This is a genomic window from Chryseobacterium sp. C3 (genome assembly GCF_014218905.1).
Lineage (GTDB): Bacteria > Bacteroidota > Bacteroidia > Flavobacteriales > Weeksellaceae > Chryseobacterium > Chryseobacterium mucoviscidosis.
In genome coordinates this window covers 111678-132893 of record NZ_JACLCU010000005.1, presented here as the reverse complement: position 1 = coordinate 132893, position 21216 = coordinate 111678, and the positions used below count along the sequence as shown (strand labels likewise).

The window sequence follows — 21216 nt, the reverse complement described above, 5'->3', positions numbered from 1 at the left end:
GAGTGCCTTATATTTTTATGGTTCTTTCTGGAGGACTACAAATGCCGGGAAGTGGTCACTGTAACCGCCGGTAAACTGGTCGCCGTTCCATGATCGGAAAGGGTAGCCTTTGTAATTTCCTTCTTTATTCACTAAGTAAGCCGGAGCGAAAATTTCAGCCTTATAAACCGAATAATCTTTTGTTACCTGATCTGAAACTAAATTTTTAGAAACAATAATCTGGTCAAATAAGTTGGGTGCATCCTGATACGCTAATGAAGCAACTCCTTTTTTGTATAAAGGGTACATTAAGTTAAGATAAGGATTGGCGTCACTTAAATCTTTCGGGCTTGGCTGTGCTTTAAGATGATTCTTCAAACTTGCACTTACAGGATCATCATTGAAATCTCCCATTGCAAATAATTTTGTTGATGGATCTGCTGCTCTTACACTGTCCATTTGCTGTTTCAGTAAAGCTGCTGCTGCATTTCTTTTAGGAAGAGAAACGGCTTCCCCCCCTCTTCTTGAAGGCCAGTGATTCATGAAGAATGCTACCTTTTCATTATCAAGGAAACCTGTAACCACCAAAATATCTCTGGTATATTCTCTTTTTCCTTCGTCACCGAAAACTTTCAGTTCTTTTTTCAGAGAATTGGTAGGGGTAAATCTTCTTTTCTGATAAATCAAAGCCACATCAATTCCTCTGTAATCATAAGAATTGTAATGAATAATTCCGTAATCATATTTTTTCAGTGCCGGTTCATTAATAAGATCCTGAATAACCTGTCTGTTTTCCACCTCAATTAAACCTACGACTGCAGGAGCCGTTTTGGTATATTGCGCTCCCATTTCAGAAATTACTTTGGCTTCGTTGGCAAGTTTCGCCTTATACACTTTCGTATTGTAGTTTTTAGCACTTTTTGGAGTGAATTCTTCCGAGCCGCCTTGGTATCTTACTACTTTTTTACCGATTAAAGCGCCATCGCTCCATGGTCCGTCGTATTTTTCAGCTTCCAAAAACTTAACGGAATCCAATGGAATGCTTCTGTGGAAAGCCGGATTTTTAATATCTTTAGTCCCGTCGATATAATCTGCTGACTGAATGGTGTCCCAAAGGTTTTCCACATTCAAAAAACCTACAGTAGCCACCTTTCTCAGTTTTCCCTGCTGTTGTGAAAATGCCATTATCGAAAAAATGATGGCAAAAAAACTCAAAAATTTCTTCATTCTCTTAGAGTTATTATTAATATTATTTAATCTGCAAATTTACTTTTTTTTAACTTCCCGCTATTTTAAATATTTGTAAATTTAAAATGTGGTATTTACGTTTTTATTTATAATGATTCTTAAAAGCTTGCAATGTTAAGAAAAAATAACGTAAAAAAAGTTGTAAATTCTAAATTTTGACTAAATTTGCGTCCCCAACTTTTAAACTGTTGAGAATTAACAAGAAAAGTATTTAAAAAAATAAATATACTCATGATTAAAAAACTATCATTAGTCTCTTTATTTACTTTACTTCCAGCATCATACTATTTTGCACAGACTACGGTTTCTGCCTATTTAAAAGATGCTGAAGGAAAGCCCGTTGAAAGGGCAGAAGTAGATCTTAAAGGGAATGACAATGATGTAACGGCTGACAAAATCGGATACTTCCAGTTTGTAGACCTGAAGCCGGGGCATTACCAAATTGTGATTACAAAACCGAATTACGAAACCAAAGTAATGGAGTTTGATGTAATGGACAGTGAGAAGAAAAAGGATTTAGGGACAATCACCCTATATTCTGCACTTACAAGCGCGGATCAAGGTTTAGCAATCATTGACAGTGATGGAGACGATGAGGACAGCAACAGCGGACAGGCTTCTACAGTAGGTCTACTACAGTCATCTCAGGATATTTTCAGCAGAATCGCAGCGTTTGATTTAGGATTTTATTGGTTCCGTCCAAGAGGAATCGATGGAAGATTTGGAGAAACCATGTTAAATGGTGTTTCCATGATCAAGTCTGATAATGGTAATGTAGATTTTGGAAACTGGGGAGGACTTAACGAAATTACAAGATACCCTGAAATTTCTGCAAACCATTCACCTTCGGAATATGCTTTTGGTGGAAACAGCTCAGTAGTTTATAAAAATACTAAAGCGAGTGAATACAGAAAAGGATTTCAGTTTACTCAGTCTTTAACCAACAGAAATTACAGAAACAGAACATCTCTACGTTACAGCTCAGGAATGAGCAAAAGCGGATGGGCGTTTACTGCAATGGGAGCAAGAAGATGGGCGGAAGAAGGTATTCAGGAAGGAACCTTCTATGATGCTTACGGAGCTTATTTGGGAATTGAAAAGAAATTTAACGATAAGCACACGATGACTTTCAACTTTATCGGTGCGCCTTACAGAAGATCTACCGCGAGTCCGAGTACTCAGGAAGTGTACAACTACAGAGGAGTTCATTACAATTCTTATTGGGGATATCAGGACGGAGAGCAGAGAAGTGAAAGAGTAAGAAAAGGTTTCCAGCCGATCTTCCAGATTCAGGATTTCTGGAAAATTAATAAGAATAATACTCTTTGGACATCTGTATCTTACCAGTTCGGAAAAGATAAAGGATCCCGTTTAGACTGGCAGAATGTACAGAATCCATCTCCTACATACTACAGAAATTTACCAAGCTACTACGACTCATTAGATCCGAATGCTTCTGTAACACTTCCAACGGGAGTAACAGGAACTACGGCACAACAGGCTTTTCAGGCAGCTATGAACGGATGGACTTCCAATGATCCGAACTTTACACAGCTTAACTGGGACAGATTGTACCAAAGAAATATGCAGCAGCCTGCAGGAACTTACTACGGACAGACCGGGAAAAGAGCATTATACTATTTGGTAAATGATGTAAGCGATGATAAAATCTGGAATGCATCTACTCACTTTGTTCACAACTTCAACGATAATACGAAATTCTTATTAAACGTATCTTATCAGAACTACCGTTCTGAGCAGTACAGAGAAGTAAACGATCTTTTAGGTGCTGATTTTGTACTGAACAGAGATCCGTTTGCGGCAACAAACCAACCTGGAAAATCTGGATTATTTAATCAGGGTGAAGAAAATGTAACAAAAAAAGTAGGTGATAAAATGACTTACGATTATATTTTCAGAAGACAGGAAGTAAAAGTAAATCCAGGGGTAAGATTTACAGCAGGAGCTTTTGATGTATTTGTATCTGCATTGGCGGGATATTCTTCTTCCAACAGAGAAGGTTTATTTAACCATTATTTATACAAAGATTCTTACGGAAAAGGAATGGATTATAACTACTGGAACTACGGTCTGAAAGGACAGGTTGTTTACAGACTGAATGGTAGAAACTTCTTTGTATACAACGGGGCATACTACAATCAGGCACCTTATCTGGAAGATCTATTTGTAAATCCTAGAGTAAACGGATCTGTAGCACCTAATGTGAAGAGCATGACGGTAAATGCAAATGACCTTAGTTATGTTATTTCTTCTCCTTTCTTAAAATTAAGATTAACAGGATATTTAGTAGATACAGACAACGAAACTACGGTTCAGAGATTCTTTGCAGATGGTATTCCATTAAACAGTGTGGATGCAGACGGTAACCAGACCAATGTTCAGAGTGCTTTCGTATCTCAGGTAATGACGGATGTTAAGAAAAGAAATATGGGAGTTGAATTAGGGGTTGATGTTAAGGTTTTACCTACATTATCATTGCAAGGTTTAGCGAGCATTGGACAGTATACTTATAAGAATGATCCGAGAACTTATTTTGCATCAGATGCAGTAGGAGTTTTTGCAAACGGTCTTCCTTATATAGATCTTGGAAAAGCATATATTAACAATTATCGTCAGGGAGGAACTCCTCAACAGGCGTATTCCTTAGGTTTCCGTTACAACAGCCCGAAATACTGGTGGTTTGGTGCGAACTGGAACTATTTTGATGAAAATTATCTGGATCCTGCTGCGTTGGTAAGAACAGAATCTTTCGTTCAGAATAATGTTTCCGGAACACCATATTACGGACTTACGGAAAGTGACCTGAGAAAAGTGCTTGAGCCTAACAGATTACCTTCATCATTCTTCCTGAATGCAAATGCAGGAAAATCTTGGGTGATTGGTAAGTATTATGTTTTAATTTCCGCAACAGTTAATAATATTTTAAATAACAGAAAATACATTACCGGAGGATTTGAACAGACCAGAAATGCGGTTTATCCAAGTTTCTCAGAAGATTTAAGCAGAGAATATACTTTGTTTGCACCAAAATACTGGTACACTCAGGGAAGATCATATTTTGTAAATTTACAGTTTAGATTCTAATAATTAATTCACTAATTATTCTAAAAAATTAATAAAATGACAATAAAGAAATACTTAAGTTTAGTAACAGGAGTTGCATTCGCAGCAATTTCTATTACATCTTGTGTTCAGAAAGACGAGTGGGATACTCCGCCAATTAAGTGTGAGAACAAATTCCCTGCTCCTACTATGACTCTGGCTGCTTTCAAAGCTCAGGCTCCTTCTACAGGATATGTTTTAATTTCATCTGATCAGATTTTTGATGGTTATGTAGTTTCTTCAGACGAAAACGGAAACTTCTATAAAACAATTTCTTTCCAGGATAAGCCGGAAAACCCAACTGCAGGTTTACAAATTGAAGTAGACAGATCCAGCAACTACGCAGATTTCCCTGTAGGTGCACACATCAGAATTAATGCAAAAGGATTAAGATTAGGTTTAGACAGAGGTACTGTAAAAATCGGTTCTGTAGATCCTACATATTCAATCGGAAGAGTTCCAGCTTCTTTGTTAAGCAGATATATTTCAGGAGTATGTAACGGAAATGGTCTTGAAGTGGTTACCATCAAGCCATTGGAATTACCAAATCTTGCTGCTGCAAAAAGCGATCAGTACATCAATACTTTGGTAAAAGTTCCTAATACACAGTTTACCATTGCTGATATTTACCCGACTGCTAAAACATTTATTGATTATGTTGCAGGTGCAGGAGTAGATACAGACAGAACTTTGGAAGATGCTTCAGGAAACAGCGTAACTTTAAGAAACTCAGGATTCTTCTCTGAAGGTTCTAAAACATTGCCTACTGGAAACGGTGACGTTACTTTCGTAGTAAGCCGTTATAATTCCACTTGGCAGATGCTGATCAGAAATACCAATGATATTAACTTCAAAGGGACAAGAGTAGATGCAACTCCGCCAAAAGGAGGAACTGCGATTACGTATTCAGGATCTTTCCTTGAAAACTTTGAAAGTTATGCTACCAGTCCGGCTAACCTTGAAGTATATCCTAAATATGTAAACGATCCGCTTCTAGGAAACAGATACTGGCAATTGAAGACTTTCAGTGGAAACAAATACATCCAGTTGGGAGCGAACTCTGGTACAGGACCTTATGTAACGTATTTCGCAGTACCTGTTGATTTTACAGCAGCAAACACACTGAAATTTGACGTAAACGTAGGATTTTTTAACGGTAATGCTTTAAAAGTGTATTATACTACCAATTATACTCCGCTTGGAGATATTACTCAGGCTACAAAGACAGATATTACTTCTGCGTTTACAATTCCGGTAACACCTACAAGTGGATACGGAACAATTGTACCTGCGGGAAGTTATAGCTTCCCTGCTTCTTTAACGGGTAACGGATTTGTATTATTCGAATACACCGGAAACGGAAGTGGTGTTACTACAACAATCCAGTTGGATAACATTCAGGTTCAGTAAGAATTTTGAAAATTTAAATAATAAAGACTGTCTTTTTAGGCAGTCTTTTTATTTTTGCCCAAACCCATAAATCATGCAGTACTTCATTTACACTTTAGACCACATCTATACAGATCAAACCCACACAGATTCTAAAAGATTAGGATATTTTAGCGATTTAAAAGAACTTGAAGAAGTGAAAGCCAAGGCTGTACGATTATCTGGTTTTAAAATGTTTCCGGAAAGTTTTATGATTCGGAAATATTTTTTAGATAAAGTTAACTGGAAGGATGGATTTACCGAAGTTATAGGAGAGATCGGGCGAGATTATCCTGAATCTGGAGATGAGGTTGATGCAACAATAGTATCGGTAAAAGAGATGGAATTAGAATCGGTTTTTTATCTGAGTCATATTTATACAATTCATACTCGTCTGGATGATGAAAGAAGTGTCGGGATATTTTCAAGCTATGAAAATGCTCATAATGTGATGAATGAATTAAAGGATAAATCGGGTTTTAAAGATTTTCCAGATAATTTTATTCTGGATGAGGTAGTATTAAATGCAATACATTGGACAACCGGATTTTATTGGAAAGATTAAAATCAAATGCATCTCCAACAAAAAACCACCGCAAAAGCAGTGGTTTCGTTGTTAATTTCATTGTCTTTAAAAAGATACTTCGTTTACCTCTTTTCCGCGCTGGAAATTCATCGTTTTCTGGCTTCCTTTATAAGCAATATTCACAAGGTTGATCTGCTTAGGAAAGGCGCTTAAAAGGATCGTATTTTTTATTCTTAAGGTACTGATGTCGGAAACGCCTCCCGTCTCAAAATATACCCATACTGTTTCTCCGCTTACCTGACTTCCCGTAAATGTAATTGTTTTGGGTGAGCCATTGACATACACATCAAAATTATTGTTTACATACTTTTTAACTTCTGCCTCAAATCCTGCCGTATTCGGGTTAATTTTTATAGCATCGGAAATATGATTTGTATTCATTTTTGTAGTGAACTTCAACGTTTTGCTTCCATCAATATAATCCACCTTGGTCATTGAAGAGAAAAAGTCTACATACGTGAAACTCATTAACACAAAAAGTGTTAAAATTCCTGATATAGATAAAATTTTTTTCATCTTGGATAATAGATTTACAATCATGATTGTTAGTTTTAAGTCACAAATAATGTGCCAATTAAAAGTTAACGTTTACAGAGTATTTATCATAAAAAGCTTTAATGTGCGCTACCGCTTCGTCTGCGGTGTCTACCACACGGTAAAGTTCCAGATCTTCTTCGTGGATCATCTTTTCTTGAAGTAAGGTAGTTTTAAACCAGTCTAATAATCCGCTCCAGAATTCCGACCCTACCAAAACAATAGGGAATCTTCCTATTTTGTTGGTTTGAATCAGCGTTAAAGCTTCCGTAAGTTCATCTAATGTACCAAATCCTCCCGGCATAACCACAAATCCCTGCGAATATTTTACAAACATTACTTTTCTTACAAAAAAGTAATCAAAATTCATCGAATACGATTTATTGATGTAAGGATTGAAATGCTGCTCAAAAGGCAGATCAATATTCAAACCGATGGATTTTCCCTGTGCATTAAAAGCACCTTTATTTCCGGCTTCCATAATTCCGGGACCACCTCCGGTAATAATTCCGAAGCCTAATTTTGTAATTTTCTCAGCAATTTCCACCGCCATTTTGTAGTATTTGCTTTGTGGCTTCAGTCTTGCAGATCCGAAAATAGAAACACACGGACCAATTTTAGCCAGTTTTTCATAGCCGTCTACAAATTCCGCCATTACCTTAAAAACCATCCAACTGTCTTTTGTAATGGTTTCGTCCCATGTTTTTTGTCGCAGACTGTTTTGTAATCTTGTTTCGTTACTATCAAATTCAGGATTTACCAAGCTTTCATCCCTCGTTCCTTCAATTCCCATTGTACAATTATTTAAAGTGTTTTTCGGCTTCCGTTACAGATTCCGGTCTTCCGACATCGATTAGAATACTGTCGTGAAGGAAGCCATGAATATGCTCGGTCTGCATAAGATCCAGATATTCTTCCATAACAGAAAATTTGCCTGTTCTTTTTATTTTTTCAAAGATAAGCGGATTGATGCAGTGTACACCGCTGAAAGCCAGAGCTTTGAATCCTTTGTTGAATTCTGCCAGTCTCTGCTCTCCCGTCTGTACATTCAGCCATCCTCTTAATACCATATCATCGTTAAAAAGCAGTTTTCTGGAGCTTTCTCTGTCCGATACGGCTAAAGTAGCAAAATCTTTTATCTTTTTATGATATTCTACTAATTCCGTAATATTAATGTTGGTAAGAATATCGGCATTCATGATCAGGAAATCTTCTCCATGATCGAGAAATTTTCTAGCAAAAACCAAGCCGCCTCCGGTTTCCAGAAGCTCTTCGCTCTCGTCTGAGATTTCTATTTTACATCCGAAATTATCGTTCTGCTTTAAAAAATCAACTATTTGATTTCCAAAATGATGAATGTTTATGACAAAATCGTTTATTCCGAAATTTTTTAAATATTTAATATTTCTTTCCAGAAGCGGAACTTCATTCACCTTTGCCAAAGCTTTCGGATGATGGTCGGTGAATGGTTTCAGTCGGGTTCCTTTTCCGGCTGCGAAAATAAGTGCCTTCATTTTTTATGGGTAATAAGTAATTGGTAATGAGTAATAAAATAATCTTGGTTAAATTAAAAACAATAAATAATAGAATATTAACGAAATTAAAAATATTACTTATTGCACATTACTCATTACTTATGATTAAGTTGATGCTGTTCGTCATGATGAAGGTTGATTTCCACTTTTTCACCATACTTTTCTTCAATAAAACGAGCGATTTTTATCGCAGAATATACCGATCTGTGCTGTCCTCCTGTACAGCCGAAGTTGATCTGGAGATTTTCAAATCCCCTTTCCAGATAATTATCTATATTAATGGAAACAAGATTCTTGATTAATTCCAGAAATTTAGGCATTTCGGTTTGGGTTTCAAGATATTCCTGAACACCGATGTCGTTTCCGGTCTGGGTTTTATATTCTTCCACTCTTCCAGGGTTTAAAATTCCGCGGCAGTCAAACGTAAAACCTCCTCCGTTTCCTGTTTCATCTTTCGGAATTCCTCCTTTTTTGTACGAAAAACTGTGTATGTCGATGTGTAGCATTTTTTTAATTTTATAATTATTTATTTATTCTTAAACCGTTAAGATTTATATTTAAGAAGTTAAGTTTATTTAAGATTTTTGATAAATCAAAATTTAGTTTGGAAGCTCTTTAAAATACTCATTAATAAAAGGTTTTAAAGATTTGGTTATGTTATCGGTGAAGAAATTGATTAACAGACCTTGAGGCTTTTTCAAAACTTTCATGTAAGTTAATAATTGAGCTTCATGGATAGGCAAAATTTCTTCGATCGCTTTTAATTCTACTATAACAGCATCATTTACAAGCAAATCAACAACCAGTTTCGTTTTGATATCAACTCCTTCATAATTAATGGTTGTAAAAAGTTGTTGTTTTACATCATATCCATTGTTAATGAGTTCAATTTTTAAACATTCTTCATAAATACTTTCAAGCAAACCGGGGCCAAGTGTTTTGTGAACTTTTATGGCAAAACCGGTAATTTCATAAGATAATTGTGTAATTTCTTTTTTCGTCATAAAACTTAACTATGCTTAACTTCTTAAATATAAATCTTAATGTTTTAATATTTCTTCAATTTTCAATTTTGTTTTATCTGAATTTAATTGATTAATCACTTTTTCAAGTTCAGGGTAATCGTTCATATTTTCCCAGTTTTGCGCAAACGCTGTAATATTTTCTATTCCTTTTTCGATGCTTGAAATAAAATGCTGTTTTCTCTGGATCAAACCTCTGAAACCGTAAGCTCCTAAAACCTGAAGAAACCGCATCAGTTGAATTGGTTTTACCGAAAAATTTAGTTTGTCTTTAATTTCCTGACTTTCAAACTGATTTATATACAAATGCAACATCTCATTTTTGAAATCTTCCGGAAAGTTTGCTTTTGCCTGAAACAGAAAAGAAATCACGTCATACATTAACGGACCTTTCATTGCCGATTGATAGTCGATGAAGGATACTTCTTTCTGATCATTCACCATAATATTTCTTGCCTGAAAATCGCGGATCATCAATCCTTTGGGTTCCAGACTTTCGATCAGGGCAACAATTTTTTTAAATTCTTTGAGAATGGTAGATTTGTGATATTCCAGTTCCAGAATATCCGCCACAAAATTTTTAAAATAATACAGATCGTGCATTACCGGAAGTTCATCATATCTTTCATATTCGAACGTTTTGGTGAAATCTATTTTATTCTGCGTTGAAATCTGTAACTGATACAGTTTTTGCAGGGTTTGCTTTACCAAAGATTTTACATGTTCAGATAAACCTTCTTTTGAGATGATTTCAGAAAGAGTATTGTCTCCTAAAAACTCCTGAATATAGATTTTACGGTCATCCGAAACGGCAAAAATTTTAGGCGTATTAAGCTTTAAATCTGAAAATAGGTCTGAGTAATACAAAAAACTTTCATTTTCCGCGATGTTTTCGTTGTAGGTAATAATATACTTTTTATCAGTTTTCGCAATAAAATTTACTCTCGCGGAACCACTTTGAGCTAAAGTGATCAACTCAGAAGGTTGTTTTCCAGTATAATTTTCAAAAAAATTTTGGGCGTATTCGGAAATCATAGATGTCACAAATATAATAATTTACAGGCTAATTTCTATATTTGCATTATGCTAAAGGATTTTAAACCTGTTTTGGGCATTCTGCTGCGCTTCATCATCATTTATCTGGTGCTGCTTTTTGCGTATCAGTTTTTTCTGAACAGTTTTCAGAAAGAAGGTCTTGATCCCTTTTCGAGGATGATTGCAGAGCAGGTGAGGGATATCCAAAACTTTATGGGTTTTTCAACACAACTGTATGATGATGTTAAAGGCGAACAGGTGTATTTTTATGTCCGGAACAAATATCCTACAAGAATGGTGGAAGGCTGCAATGCCGTTTCTGTGATGATTCTTTTTGTGGCATTTGTTTTTGCCTTTTACAAAGGAAAAAAGACCTTTGTTTTTGTAATTCTGGGACTGGCTTTGCTATACATTATTAATGTTTTAAGAATAATTGGGTTGAACATTGTGATTCTCAATTACGAGGAATACGGCAAAATAGCACATGATTATATTTTTCCGGCGGTTATATATGGGACAGTCGTGTTACTTTGGCTAATCTGGATTAAATTTTTTGCTTTAAAACATGAAAAATCTTAATTGGGTTTTAGTCATATTGGGAGTTTTAGGTCTTGTAAGTGTAAGAATACTTGAAGACAGAATTTTTTATGATCCTTTTCTCAATTACTTCCATGAAGCCAATAAGAATATCCCTTTTCCCTCTTTTGAATGGGGGAAATTAATTCCCGGATATCTTTTCCGGTTTATTCTGAATCTGTTATTTTCATGTGTAGTGATTCATTTCTGGTTCAAAAACAGACAATGGACAATTCAGGGTGCTATTTTAATTACGATTATTTTTGCGATCACTTTTCCGATTTATTTATACTGTATTTATGACAGATTTGAAATCGGGTATCTTTTTTCTTTTTATATGAGAAGGTTTGTCATTCAGCCATTGATTTTACTTCTGATTATCCCGATGTTTTATTATAGGAAGCAAATCAGTCAATAAAATTTTTAGAAGTTATGTTTTAATTGTCTTCAATGGTATGCTTATCCACAGAAGTCACATTTTCCGGAGTCCAAACCACCCTTTTTACAAAATCTTTTTCGCGGACAGGGCAATTTGATATTTGACAAACGGAACATGAAATTGGTTTACAGTCATCCATATGGAAATTAAATTCCACCGTTCTTTTTGTATTTTTTGCCAGAAGGATGATTACTTTTTCCATTTCGTTATGCGCATCACGAAGGCTGTAATACCAAGGTAGCGTAATATGTGCATCAATATGAAGATGCGCTCCGAATTGCTGGATTTTCATGTTATGAACATCAATCCATTCTTTTTTTCGGTTTTCTTCTAAAATCTGTATGATTTGTTCCAGAAGGTCGGGATCCTGTTCGTCCATAATTCCACTTAACGATTTGCGGACTATTTTGTATCCCACTACGATAATATATATACCGAAACCTAAGGCAACAACGGAATCCAGCCAATAAATTCTGGTAAAGTATACCACAATTAAACTCACAACAACGCCAAGTGTTGTTAAGGTGTCGGATTGCAGATGTTTTCCGGATGAAATAAGAACGATAGAATTTCCGGCTTTTCCTTTTTTAATGGAAATATAGCCTAATAAATAGTTGATAGCGGCAGTGGCGGCAATAATCCAGATTCCAATATCTAATTTACTTAAAACCTTTCCTACAATTAAGCTGTTAATGCCTTCGTAGATAATCATAATTCCCGCAATGGCAATTAAAGCACCTTCGATTCCTGAGGTTACGAATTCTACTTTTCCGTGTCCGTATGGATGATCGTCGTCTCTTGGTTTTGCCGCAAGATACAGTGAATAAAGCCCCATAAAGGCACTGATGACATTTACAATACTTTCCATGGCATCAGAAAAAACAGCGTCGGAATTGGTAAGTTTCCAGGCGATAATTTTTCCGATAAAGAGAATAACTCCGAAAGCGGCTATAAGTTTCTGAAAGGCTAATTTATCTTTACTTTTATTCTTCTGAACGTTCATAGGTTTGATAAAAAAAAGAATCTCAATTCTGAGACTCTTTTTATGTTTGTTAGTTTATACTAAGTTATTTTCTACAAGGTATTCTGCAATCTGTACCGCGTTCGTTGCGGCTCCTTTTCGCAGATTGTCTGCCACGATCCAGAGATTCAGAGTTTGGGGCTGCGAAAGGTCTCTTCTTATCCTTCCTACGAAGACTTCGTCTTTTCCTTCCGAGTACAGCGGCATCGGATATTCGTTGTTTTTCACGTTATCTACCACCACAACTCCCGGAGTTTCTGATAAGATTTTTCTTACTTCGTCAAGATCAAATTCATTTTCAAATTCAATATTTACACTTTCAGAATGCCCTCCCTGAACCGGAACTCTTACTGCGGTTGCGGTTAAATTAAAGGTATCGTCCCCTAAGATTTTCTTAGGTTCTTTCATTAATTTAATCTCTTCTTTCGTGTAATCGTCGTCTGCAAAAACATCACAGTGCGGCAATGCATTTTTGAAGATCTGATAAGGATATACTTTTGCAATAGAATCGTCTCCGCTGATTTCTCCGTTTAACTGATCTACAGCAGCTTTACCGGTTCCTGTTACGGATTGGTAGGTAGAAACAATTACTCTTTTTAAATCGTATTTTTTGTTCAGAGGTCCTAAAACCATTACTAACTGAATAGTGGAACAGTTCGGATTTGCAATAATTTTGTCTTCTTTCGTCAATACATCTGCATTGATTTCCGGAACCACCAGTTTTTTATCAGGATCCATTCTCCATGCTGAAGAATTGTCGATTACTGTTGTTCCAGCTTCTGCAAAAAGGGGAGCGAATTCCAGAGAAGTTCCGCCACCGGCAGAAAAAATAGCAATATCCGGTTTGGCAGCTATAGCGTCTTTCATGCTTACAATCGTAAATTCTTCCTGTTTATACTTCACCTTATTACCTACAGATTTTTCGGATGCTACCGGAATTAGTTCGGTGATAGGGAAGTTTCTCTCTTCGAGAACTTTAAGCATAACTTGTCCAACCATTCCTGTTGAACCTACTACAGCTACTTTCATTGATTTAATTAAAAATTATTTTGTTAATATATTTATGCCCCGAAGACTCTCGCCCATGGGAACGCGAATGCAAATAAACCTACGGCAATTAATCCCATAATTACGACTCCTAAAGAAATCGTAGGGTTTGTTTTTACTTTTTTGTTAACGATCGTCATTAAAACAGCGGCGATCAGCATAGAAAACGGATGTTCTACGTATTGAAATCTTAATGCTGAGTTTTTCATCACTTCACCCATATTTAAACCATTAGAGAAATTGATAATCAGCATTACCAATCCCAATAAGAATTGAACATGGAAAAAGATCATCGTGAAAAGAGTGGTCTTCTTAAGGAAGTTATTTACTTTTCCACTGAATCCGAACATGGTTGCTAAAAGTGCAATAACAAACAGCGTCACCAAAAGAATTTCCAGATATCCGAATCCTTTGTGAGCATTAAGTAAAATGTTGTAAAAGTCCATATTTATTTTTTTCTGTTTTTCAGACACAAATATAGCAAAAATCCCGGCGAAAAGCCGGGATTGATATTTATAAAATCTAATTTATGTATTTATTAGAAGTTGAAAGACAGGGTTGCAGACCATGTTCTTCCGTATCCGAAATAAACCTGGTTTTGCTGGCTTACTCCATTCCATGTTCCTGCTGCCTGATACGCCTGATAGTTAGACGTTAATGTTGCAATCTGAGCAGTGGTTAATGGTGTTGACTGTAGAGGTTTATTTACTGCAATATACTGATCTAAAGTTAATCCGGTTTTGATGTTTGTATTAGATTCAGCAATGTAAGTCTTATCCAGCAAGTTATAAACATTACCTCTAATCGTAAAGAATTGTTTAGGATTGTTTAATTTGATTTTAAAAGATATTCCTAAATCAACTAAACCATAAGAAGGTAATTCTAAAGCACCTTGGTTTCCTGCATCCGGATTGGAGAAGTTAAGAAGGTTTAAGTTAGCATATAAATTTTTAATTCCTCTATAGGTTCCGTCGAACGAGAACCAGTCTGTTGGTTTGAAAGTAAATCCAACTGCTGCTGAAGTTTGTGCTGCTCCACCAACTTTAACTTTATCTATGTAAAGAGTCTGAGTATCTGCACTGATCAGTTCATTTGTTTCGCTAAAGATATTTCCTTGTGCATTTCCTTTATAGTACCAGTCTCCCACAGAAAGCATACCATACAGGCTTAACATTTTGTGAACATTAGCATTTGCTTCAATTTCAAATCCCTGGTGAATTTCTGTAATTCCCTGAAGGTTTGAATAAGCAGTCGTTGTTGAAATTGTTGAACTTGGATTAGCCGGATCAGGATAAGTATAAGATAGATTACCTCTTCTTAAGAATCTGTCTCTCCACTCAGTTCTGTAAAGGTTCAAATTAGCTGTGAAGATACCAGAACGGAATCCATATCCTGCCTCAACACCGAAGATTTTTTCATTCGTTAAGTTCGGATTTAAGTAGTTTTTGTTATTTGGGTAAACAGCATTAAGGAAAGGCTGCTTAGAATAATATCCGATATTTACAAAAACGTTGTGCTGATCATTAATGTTATAATTAGCACCTGCCTTTACATTATATCCTACAATATCTTTAAAGCCTGTTTTTTCATACAATAATGGATTTGTAGCGGTTGGCTGAGCAATAGCGGTAGATGTTGCTGAGTTTCTGAAACCTGCTTGCTGACCATTTAAAAGGGTAACTCCATCGATGATAAAGTGATCGATTCTCTGGAATGACTGGTTAGATAATGCCCCTGAAACAAATGCAGATAATTTATCGTTAGAGTACTCTAATTGACCAAATCCTCCATACCATAGAACTTCACCATCATTGTTATATCCTACCATATCATCCATGCTGTTTCTTTTTCCTCCGAAAGGATTGAAAGTAGGTTCAGCTTTAAATGTATTTGAAACTACTCTTGGAGTCACAGTATATAAATTTCCTGGAGCAGTATAAAAGTTTTTATTCGTATTATCTTTATATCCTGCTGCTCCATAGAGATCAGAAAGTACCTGATAATGATATCCGTAATAATATCTGTCGTCTGTACCAATTGTGAAGTTTAAGTTATCATTAATTTTATGATTAAAACTAATAATTGCTCCAAACCAGTTATGAGAGTTGATAGATGATCTTCTTACTAAAGTGCTACTTGCTGCAGCAGTGTTTAGATTAACATTTGCGTTTGTAGCAAAAATTCTGTCATACGCAATTTGTCCGTTTGCATCAACAAAAGAATTTACTCCTCCTGTTGTACTACCTACACCTGTTGGAATTCTACCCAAATCTCCAGTTCCTCCACCTCTACCGAAAGAAGCATAGAATACTGAATTTAATTTAGATTTTGAACTGATATTCCAATCCCAGTTTAATGACATTACTGGTTTGTGATAGTAGTTTACTCTGTTTGATAAAACTTCACCGTTTCTCCATCCCCAGTCTGCGTTGTATCTTCTGTTAGGAGTTCCGTCATTATCAGAATTATATTTAATGTAATTTTGAATAGTAGAATAGGTTGTTCTCTGATTGTGCCATTGAGGAGCTCCCGTAATGGTAAACTGGAAATCATGTTTTTTATTTGGCTGATATCCTAAGGCAAAATAATAGTTGTATCCTTCAAATTCTGTTCCGTCTGCATACATCGATCCTGCAGTTCTGCTCATTAAGAATGAAGAAGACCATCCTTTTGCAGATTTACCTGTATTGTATGCAAATAAAGTTTTTAAATAATCATTATTACCAAGACCCAAAGAAACAGTTCCTCCCTGTTTTTTATCAGCAGCTCTTGTTAATACGTTAATTGTACCTCCAACAGAAGCAATGGCTAATTTTGAAGATCCAAGACCTCTTTGTACCTGCATTGCAGAAGTTACGTCAGAAAGTCCAGACCAGTTAGACCAATAAACAGCTCCGTTTTCCATATCATTCACGGGAACACCATTTACCATTACAGCAATGTTTTCCTGTGCGAATCCTCTAATGTTAATTTTGGAGTCTCCAAAACCTCCACCGGCTTTTGTAGCATATACAGATGGGGTTGTATTTAAGATTTCAGGGAATTCCTGATTTCCTAATCTTTCAACGATTTGCGCTTCTTTGATTGTTGAAACTGCTACAGGAGTTTTTCTATCTTTTGCGATATCAGCAACTCCAATTAACACTACCTCGTCAATGTCTTTAGACCTTGTATCTTTTACAGTGTCCTTAACCTGTTGAGCATAATAAACGCTAGCTGTGGATAATGTAATTATCGCAGTTAGCATTGATTTGTTGATTAATTTCATAATCGTTAGTAATAGTTAGATTTAATTTTCTGCAAAATTGAGGAAATTTATTTTAACTAATATTAACTGTATGTTAATTTTTAAAGGTTCTTAATAAGGTTTAAAATACTGATTTACAATGTATTGAATAATAATTGATATTTCGCATGAAAAAAATCACATTATTGAATTTTTAACAAATTGGCATCATTTTTAATAAAAATTCAATGCTATTTCACGGCTTTGAGGCTTAAATCCATATTTTCTGCTGAGTGGGTAAGTGCCCCTGCAGAAATGTAGGTAACGCCTGTAGACGCGATTTCTTTAAGCTGGTCACGGGTAATTCCGCCTGAAGCTTCACTTTCACAGGAACCGTTAATTAGCTTTACTGCTTTCTTCATAGTTTTTACATCCATGTTGTCGAGCATGATTCTGTCTACCTTTGCATCAATAGCTTCCTGAACTTCATCCAGATTTCTGGTTTCAACTTCTATTTTGAGCTTTTTCTTGTTCTTTTTGATGTAATCTTTTGCCATTTTTACGGCATTCGTAATGCTTCCGTTATAATCAATATGATTGTCTTTCAGCATAATCATGTCATAAAGTCCGTATCGGTGATTGGTTCCGCCGCCAATAGCAACTGCCCATTTTTCGCATACCCTGAAATTTGGGGTTGTTTTTCTGGTATCCAGAAGTTTTGTTTTTGTGCCGATGAGCCTGGAATCCCAGTCATGCGTTAATGTTGCAATTCCGCTCATTCGCTGCATGCAGTTTAAAACCAGTCTTTCCGTTGAAAGGATTGATCTTGCGCTTCCGGTTACGATAAAAGCAATATCCCCAAATTTTACTGCATCGCCATCTTTTACGAAAGTTTCAACTTTTAAGTTTTTATCAAAAGTTTTAAAAATAATTTCAGCGAGTTCTACTCCGGCAAGAATGCAATCCTGTTTTACCAGTAGTTTTGCACTTTGCTCCAGATCTTTAGGGATAGTGGAAAGCGTAGAATGGTCGCCATCCTGAATGTCTTCTTCAAGAGCGCTTTTAATAAACTGTTTTAAAACTTTATCTGTAACGTATGCTGGTCTTTTCATGAGTCTAATTTTTTTAATTCATTTTCCACTTCTTCAATTGACGGAAGGTGAGATTTGAAATTTTCGGGTAATATTTTTTTGAGTTCATAAGACGAAATTCCTAACGGTTTATGAAGATCTGTAAGAGAATATTCTGCAATAATTTCGTTTTTGTCTTTGCAGATAATCATTCCTACAGTTGCATTGTCGTTTTCATCTCTTAGTTTTTTGTCGACAGCAGTTACATAAAAATTTAACTTGCCGGCAAACTCCGGTTCAAAATGTCCTGTTTTCAATTCGATTACAATATACCTTTTTAATTTAATATGATAAAAAAGTAAATCTATAAAGAAGGATTGGTTGCCAACAGAAATTTCAACTTGTTTTCCTACAAAAGCAAATCCACTTCCTAATTCTATTAAAAATTTTGAAATATTTTCGGTTAATGCCTTTTCCAGTTCTCTCTCTTTATGATTTTCTGTAATGTTTATAAAATCAAAAATATAAGGATCTTTGAATGTTTCACGGACCAGTTCACTGTCGTAATCAGGAAGTGTTTTTGAAAAATTATTAATTGTTTTTCCTTGGCTTTCAAATAGTTTCCCAGAAATCATGTTAATTAAAATAGCACGACTCCAGCCATTTTCTATTGTCTTCCCGATATAAAAATGAGCTTCTGCCTGAGTTTTACATTTTGTGATTAAGACAATATGATGTCCCCAGGGAATGAGGAAAATATGATGCATCAAATCGTCAACAACTTGTTGACGATTTTTATCTGTTTGATTATAAAATTGATAGAATCTTTTACAATATTTCAAATTGCTTTCGGAAAGTCCTTTGATTTCAGGGAATTCTGTGCGTAAATCCTTACTTAATTGTAAAAAAAAGCCGGAGCCATAAGTATTTTCAAAATTTCGCTCAGAGATTTCTTTTCCCAAATCCCAATACATTTCTATTAAAGCCGAATTCACCTGAATGGCTGCTTTGATCTGGCTTTGCTGAATTTTTTGTTTTAAATTTAAAATCCAGCCAATATATTGTTCATTGTTCTTATTTAGCATATCAGAAAAATATAGCTTATGCCTGAACTAAATCTTTATTATAAAACGCACCTTTATTCTCCGTCATTTCCATAGACTGCGTAATGATGAGGTGGGCAACGGTTGTTAAGTTTCTTAGTTCCGACAACTGTGGCGAAAGAATAGAGTAGTGGTAAATTTCGTTCACTGCGGCAGCGATTTCCTGATGTTTTTGCAAAGCCATATTCAGACGGCGGTTGCTGCGTACAATTCCTACAAGATCGCTCATCATTTCCTGAAGCTGCTTTCTAAGGTAAGAAACGATCACCATTTCGTCCATTATTTTCATGCCTTCTTCATTCCACTCCGGAACAGCTTTCAGATCATCGAAGTTGAAATTATTTTCATTTAAAAGTTCAACGGTTTTCATTGCAGCATTGTGCCCGAAAACCAGTCCTTCCAATAATGAGTTGGAAGCCAGTCTGTTCGCTCCGTGAAGTCCGGAATTGGTACATTCTCCCACCGCAAAAAGATTTCGGATAGAAGACTGTCCGTCGCGGTCAACCTCAATTCCTCCCATCAGATAATGACAAGCCGGAACAACGGGAATAAGCTGGCTGAAAGGATCAATACCTTCGTCTTTACATTTTTTATAAATATTCGGGAAATGTTCAAGAAATTTTTCATGATCCATTTCACGGCAATCCAGTCCTACAAATTCGTCTCCGGTGATTTTCATTTCCGCATCGATGGCTCTGGCAACAATGTCTCTGGAAGCAAGCTCTTCACGCTCATCATATTTGTACATGAATTTTTCGCCTCTTTTGGTTCTTAATTTGGCTCCGTCACCACGAACGGCTTCCGAAATTAAAAACAACATTCCATCGAGTTTGCTGTACAAAGCGGTCGGGTGAAACTGATAGTACTGCATATTGGAAACTTTTCCTTTTGCTCTTGCCACAAAAGCGATTCCGTCTCCTGTTGCAATCGTCGGATTGGTGGTGTTTTTGTAAACGTGTCCAGCTCCTCCGGTTGCAACAAGGGTTATTTTTGAGGTAATTTTTTTAATGGTTTTGGATTTTTCATCCAGAATATAGGCTCCGTAGCAGTGGATGTCGCCTTCATTTAATTCTTTTCCCGGAACATGATGCTGCGTAATGATATCAATTACATAATGATGATCGAGAATCTCAATATTCGGACTGCTTTTTGCGGTTTGCAAAAGTGCCCTTTCGATTTCAAAACCTGTAATATCTTTATGGTGTACAATTCGGTTTTCCGTATGTCCTCCCTCTCTTCCTAAAGCAAATTCGCCGTTTTTTTTGTCAAAATTTGCCCCCCATTCTACAATTTCGTTGAATCTTGCAGGCGCTTCCGTAACCACCATTTCTACGACATCGCGTTTGTTTTCGCCGTCTCCGGCACGCATCGTATCAGCAATATGTTTTTCGAAGTTATCATTTTTAGAATCTGTAACCACCGCAAGACCGCCTTGTGCATATTTGGTATTGCTTTCATCTTCGTCCGATTTTGTTACGATGATTATTTTGGCATCAGGAAGCTGCTCAGAAATTTTTATGGCATAGGAAAGTCCCGAAATTCCGGAACCGATTACCAGTACATCCGCTTTTATCATATCCTTAGTTTAAGACAATTGTCTAAATAGTTAAATAAATTTAAACAATTTTTCGTTTGGTTTTCTTACTTTTTTCATGTGCTGGAAATGATCTTCCTCCGAACGGTATCCCAAAGCGAGGGTTACACTTACTTTTTCGGTATCAGGATTTATCTCCAGAATTTCTTCTATAAGTTCCTGTCGGAAGCCTTCCATGGGGCAGGTGTCTATATTTTCTATCGCTGCTGCATACATGAGATTTGCCAGAACGATGTAAGACTGCTTTTCTGCCCAGTTGAAAATTTCATCCTGTGTTTTTTGATTAATATGCTGATTGATGCTGTTTTTAAAAAGATCCAGTGTTTCCAGCGGTGTTTCCCGTACTTTTGAAATGTGCCGGAAATAACCATTGATGTAATTATCGTCCACAATTTTTTTGGAAACAATAACAATGAGATGAGAACAGGTGGAAATCTGTGACGGATTGTAGAACGCCGGAATTAATTTCTGCTTCATTTCCTCACTTTCCACAATAAGGATTTCGTAAGGCTGAAGACCGAGAGAGCTTGCCGATAATTTTCCTGATTCAAGAATATTATGCAAAATTTCCTGAGGAATAATTTCTTGATTAAATTTTTTTACAGAGTATCTTCTGCTTAAAGCCTCTAAATAATTCATAATTCAAATTT

At 36.0% G+C, this 21216-nt stretch carries 20 protein-coding genes; 5 read left to right on the top strand and 15 right to left on the bottom strand.

All coding sequences use genetic code 11. The annotated features are described in order from the left end of the window. Positions 1-15: 15 nt before the first annotated feature. Positions 16-1206, bottom strand: coding sequence for an endonuclease (locus H6W53_RS12485; protein ID WP_116097241.1), 1191 nt, complete (start codon positions 1204-1206; stop codon positions 16-18). 252 nt (positions 1207-1458) lie between these two features. Here H6W53_RS12485 and H6W53_RS12480 point away from each other — a divergent pair, with 252 nt between their 5' ends. The 3 genes from H6W53_RS12480 to H6W53_RS12470 all read left to right on the top strand — a co-directional run bounded on the left by H6W53_RS12480 (position 1459) and on the right by H6W53_RS12470 (position 6343). Further along, positions 1459-4332 (top strand): carboxypeptidase regulatory-like domain-containing protein, encoded by a 2874-nt coding sequence (locus H6W53_RS12480; protein ID WP_185207247.1) that lies wholly within the window; start codon positions 1459-1461, stop codon positions 4330-4332. A gap of 36 nt (positions 4333-4368) precedes the next feature. Continuing rightward, positions 4369-5760: a DUF5689 domain-containing protein gene (locus H6W53_RS12475; protein WP_185207245.1), complete on the top strand. Its 1392-nt coding sequence runs from the start codon at positions 4369-4371 to the stop codon at positions 5758-5760. 73 nt (positions 5761-5833) lie between these two features. Further along, positions 5834-6343, top strand: coding sequence for a hypothetical protein (locus H6W53_RS12470; protein WP_185207243.1), 510 nt, complete (start codon positions 5834-5836; stop codon positions 6341-6343). 66 nt (positions 6344-6409) lie between these two features. Here the strand turns inward: H6W53_RS12470 and H6W53_RS12465 are convergent, their stop codons facing one another. From H6W53_RS12465 to H6W53_RS12440, 6 genes are all read right to left on the bottom strand, one after another. Beyond that, positions 6410-6904, bottom strand: a complete 495-nt coding sequence (locus tag H6W53_RS12465; protein ID WP_185207241.1) for a DUF6702 family protein — start codon at positions 6902-6904, stop codon at positions 6410-6412. A 34-nt stretch (positions 6905-6938) separates the two neighbouring features. After that, a complete protein-coding gene (locus H6W53_RS12460; RefSeq protein WP_185207239.1) occupies positions 6939-7691 on the bottom strand; it encodes a TIGR00730 family Rossman fold protein in 753 nt (250 codons plus the stop codon). Between the two features lie 7 nt (positions 7692-7698). After that, entirely contained in the window at positions 7699-8412 is a 714-nt protein-coding gene (locus tag H6W53_RS12455) for an NDP-sugar synthase (RefSeq protein ID WP_116097248.1), read from the bottom strand. A gap of 116 nt (positions 8413-8528) precedes the next feature. Further along, positions 8529-8939, bottom strand: coding sequence for an RNase adapter RapZ (locus H6W53_RS12450; protein ID WP_185207237.1), 411 nt, complete (start codon positions 8937-8939; stop codon positions 8529-8531). A 93-nt stretch (positions 8940-9032) separates the two neighbouring features. Beyond that, positions 9033-9437 carry a GxxExxY protein gene (locus tag H6W53_RS12445; RefSeq protein WP_108409021.1) on the bottom strand — a complete coding sequence of 135 codons (405 nt, stop codon included), beginning with the start codon at positions 9435-9437 and terminating at the stop codon, positions 9033-9035. 36 nt (positions 9438-9473) lie between these two features. After that, a complete protein-coding gene (locus tag H6W53_RS12440) occupies positions 9474-10490 on the bottom strand; it encodes an aminoglycoside phosphotransferase family protein (RefSeq protein WP_185207235.1) in 1017 nt (338 codons plus the stop codon). 48 nt (positions 10491-10538) lie between these two features. Here H6W53_RS12440 and xrtF point away from each other — a divergent pair, with 48 nt between their 5' ends. Further along, positions 10539-11069, top strand: a complete 531-nt coding sequence (gene xrtF, locus H6W53_RS12435; RefSeq protein ID WP_185207233.1) for an exosortase family protein XrtF — start codon at positions 10539-10541, stop codon at positions 11067-11069. Then, positions 11056-11484, top strand: coding sequence for an exosortase F system-associated membrane protein (locus H6W53_RS12430; RefSeq protein WP_185207231.1), 429 nt, complete (start codon positions 11056-11058; stop codon positions 11482-11484). Before xrtF ends, H6W53_RS12430 begins: the two co-directional genes overlap by 14 nt. Before the next feature lie 19 nt (positions 11485-11503). On the opposite strand, the gene H6W53_RS12425 is transcribed toward H6W53_RS12430, so the two are convergent. The 8 genes from H6W53_RS12425 to H6W53_RS12390 form a co-directional block, all read right to left on the bottom strand. Further along, positions 11504-12508 (bottom strand): cation diffusion facilitator family transporter, encoded by a 1005-nt coding sequence (locus tag H6W53_RS12425; RefSeq protein ID WP_185207228.1) that lies wholly within the window; start codon positions 12506-12508, stop codon positions 11504-11506. A gap of 54 nt (positions 12509-12562) precedes the next feature. Continuing rightward, entirely contained in the window at positions 12563-13555 is a 993-nt protein-coding gene (locus H6W53_RS12420) for an aspartate-semialdehyde dehydrogenase (RefSeq protein WP_185207226.1), read from the bottom strand. Between the two features lie 32 nt (positions 13556-13587). Further along, entirely contained in the window at positions 13588-14019 is a 432-nt protein-coding gene (locus H6W53_RS12415) for a hypothetical protein (RefSeq protein WP_087708792.1), read from the bottom strand. A 92-nt stretch (positions 14020-14111) separates the two neighbouring features. Further along, a complete protein-coding gene (locus tag H6W53_RS12410; protein ID WP_185207224.1) occupies positions 14112-16841 on the bottom strand; it encodes a TonB-dependent receptor in 2730 nt (909 codons plus the stop codon). A gap of 209 nt (positions 16842-17050) precedes the next feature. Next, on the bottom strand, positions 17051-17911 hold the full coding sequence (nadC, locus tag H6W53_RS12405) for a carboxylating nicotinate-nucleotide diphosphorylase (RefSeq protein WP_185207222.1): 861 nt from the start codon (positions 17909-17911) through the stop codon (positions 17051-17053). Continuing rightward, the gene (locus tag H6W53_RS12400) at positions 17908-18954 is read right to left on the bottom strand and encodes a YhcG family protein (protein WP_185207220.1); all 1047 of its coding nucleotides are present in this window, start codon (positions 18952-18954) and stop codon (positions 17908-17910) included. The genes nadC and H6W53_RS12400 overlap by 4 nt, the downstream gene beginning before the upstream one ends. A 16-nt stretch (positions 18955-18970) precedes the next feature. Beyond that, complete coding sequence (gene nadB, locus H6W53_RS12395; protein WP_185207218.1) at positions 18971-20548, bottom strand: L-aspartate oxidase; 1578 nt, start codon at positions 20546-20548, stop codon at positions 18971-18973. A gap of 30 nt (positions 20549-20578) precedes the next feature. After that, on the bottom strand, positions 20579-21205 hold the full coding sequence (locus H6W53_RS12390) for an NAD(P)H-dependent oxidoreductase (RefSeq protein WP_116097280.1): 627 nt from the start codon (positions 21203-21205) through the stop codon (positions 20579-20581). Positions 21206-21216 lie beyond the last annotated feature (11 nt).

What these genes read in the sequence shown, in the direction of transcription:
- H6W53_RS12450 (WP_185207237.1), bottom strand. Translation starts at nt 8,939, where the DNA reads ATGCTACACATCGACATACACAGTTTTTCGTACAAAAAAGGAGGAATT.
- H6W53_RS12430 (WP_185207231.1), top strand. Translation starts at nt 11,056, where the DNA reads ATGAAAAATCTTAATTGGGTTTTAGTCATATTGGGAGTTTTAGGTCTT.
- H6W53_RS12415 (WP_087708792.1), bottom strand. Translation starts at nt 14,019, where the DNA reads ATGGACTTTTACAACATTTTACTTAATGCTCACAAAGGATTCGGATAT.
- H6W53_RS12485 (WP_116097241.1), bottom strand. Translation starts at nt 1,206, where the DNA reads ATGAAGAAATTTTTGAGTTTTTTTGCCATCATTTTTTCGATAATGGCA.
- H6W53_RS12420 (WP_185207226.1), bottom strand. Translation starts at nt 13,555, where the DNA reads ATGAAAGTAGCTGTAGTAGGTTCAACAGGAATGGTTGGACAAGTTATG.
- H6W53_RS12475 (WP_185207245.1), top strand. Translation starts at nt 4,369, where the DNA reads ATGACAATAAAGAAATACTTAAGTTTAGTAACAGGAGTTGCATTCGCA.
- H6W53_RS12455 (WP_116097248.1), bottom strand. Translation starts at nt 8,412, where the DNA reads ATGAAGGCACTTATTTTCGCAGCCGGAAAAGGAACCCGACTGAAACCA.
- nadC (WP_185207222.1), bottom strand. Translation starts at nt 17,911, where the DNA reads ATGAAAAGACCAGCATACGTTACAGATAAAGTTTTAAAACAGTTTATT.
- H6W53_RS12440 (WP_185207235.1), bottom strand. Translation starts at nt 10,490, where the DNA reads ATGATTTCCGAATACGCCCAAAATTTTTTTGAAAATTATACTGGAAAA.
- H6W53_RS12480 (WP_185207247.1), top strand. Translation starts at nt 1,459, where the DNA reads ATGATTAAAAAACTATCATTAGTCTCTTTATTTACTTTACTTCCAGCA.
- H6W53_RS12425 (WP_185207228.1), bottom strand. Translation starts at nt 12,508, where the DNA reads ATGAACGTTCAGAAGAATAAAAGTAAAGATAAATTAGCCTTTCAGAAA.
- xrtF (WP_185207233.1), top strand. Translation starts at nt 10,539, where the DNA reads ATGCTAAAGGATTTTAAACCTGTTTTGGGCATTCTGCTGCGCTTCATC.
- nadB (WP_185207218.1), bottom strand. Translation starts at nt 20,548, where the DNA reads ATGATAAAAGCGGATGTACTGGTAATCGGTTCCGGAATTTCGGGACTT.
- H6W53_RS12465 (WP_185207241.1), bottom strand. Translation starts at nt 6,904, where the DNA reads ATGATTGTAAATCTATTATCCAAGATGAAAAAAATTTTATCTATATCA.
- H6W53_RS12470 (WP_185207243.1), top strand. Translation starts at nt 5,834, where the DNA reads ATGCAGTACTTCATTTACACTTTAGACCACATCTATACAGATCAAACC.
- H6W53_RS12460 (WP_185207239.1), bottom strand. Translation starts at nt 7,691, where the DNA reads ATGGGAATTGAAGGAACGAGGGATGAAAGCTTGGTAAATCCTGAATTT.
- H6W53_RS12445 (WP_108409021.1), bottom strand. Translation starts at nt 9,437, where the DNA reads ATGACGAAAAAAGAAATTACACAATTATCTTATGAAATTACCGGTTTT.
- H6W53_RS12410 (WP_185207224.1), bottom strand. Translation starts at nt 16,841, where the DNA reads ATGAAATTAATCAACAAATCAATGCTAACTGCGATAATTACATTATCC.
- H6W53_RS12400 (WP_185207220.1), bottom strand. Translation starts at nt 18,954, where the DNA reads ATGCTAAATAAGAACAATGAACAATATATTGGCTGGATTTTAAATTTA.
- H6W53_RS12390 (WP_116097280.1), bottom strand. Translation starts at nt 21,205, where the DNA reads ATGAATTATTTAGAGGCTTTAAGCAGAAGATACTCTGTAAAAAAATTT.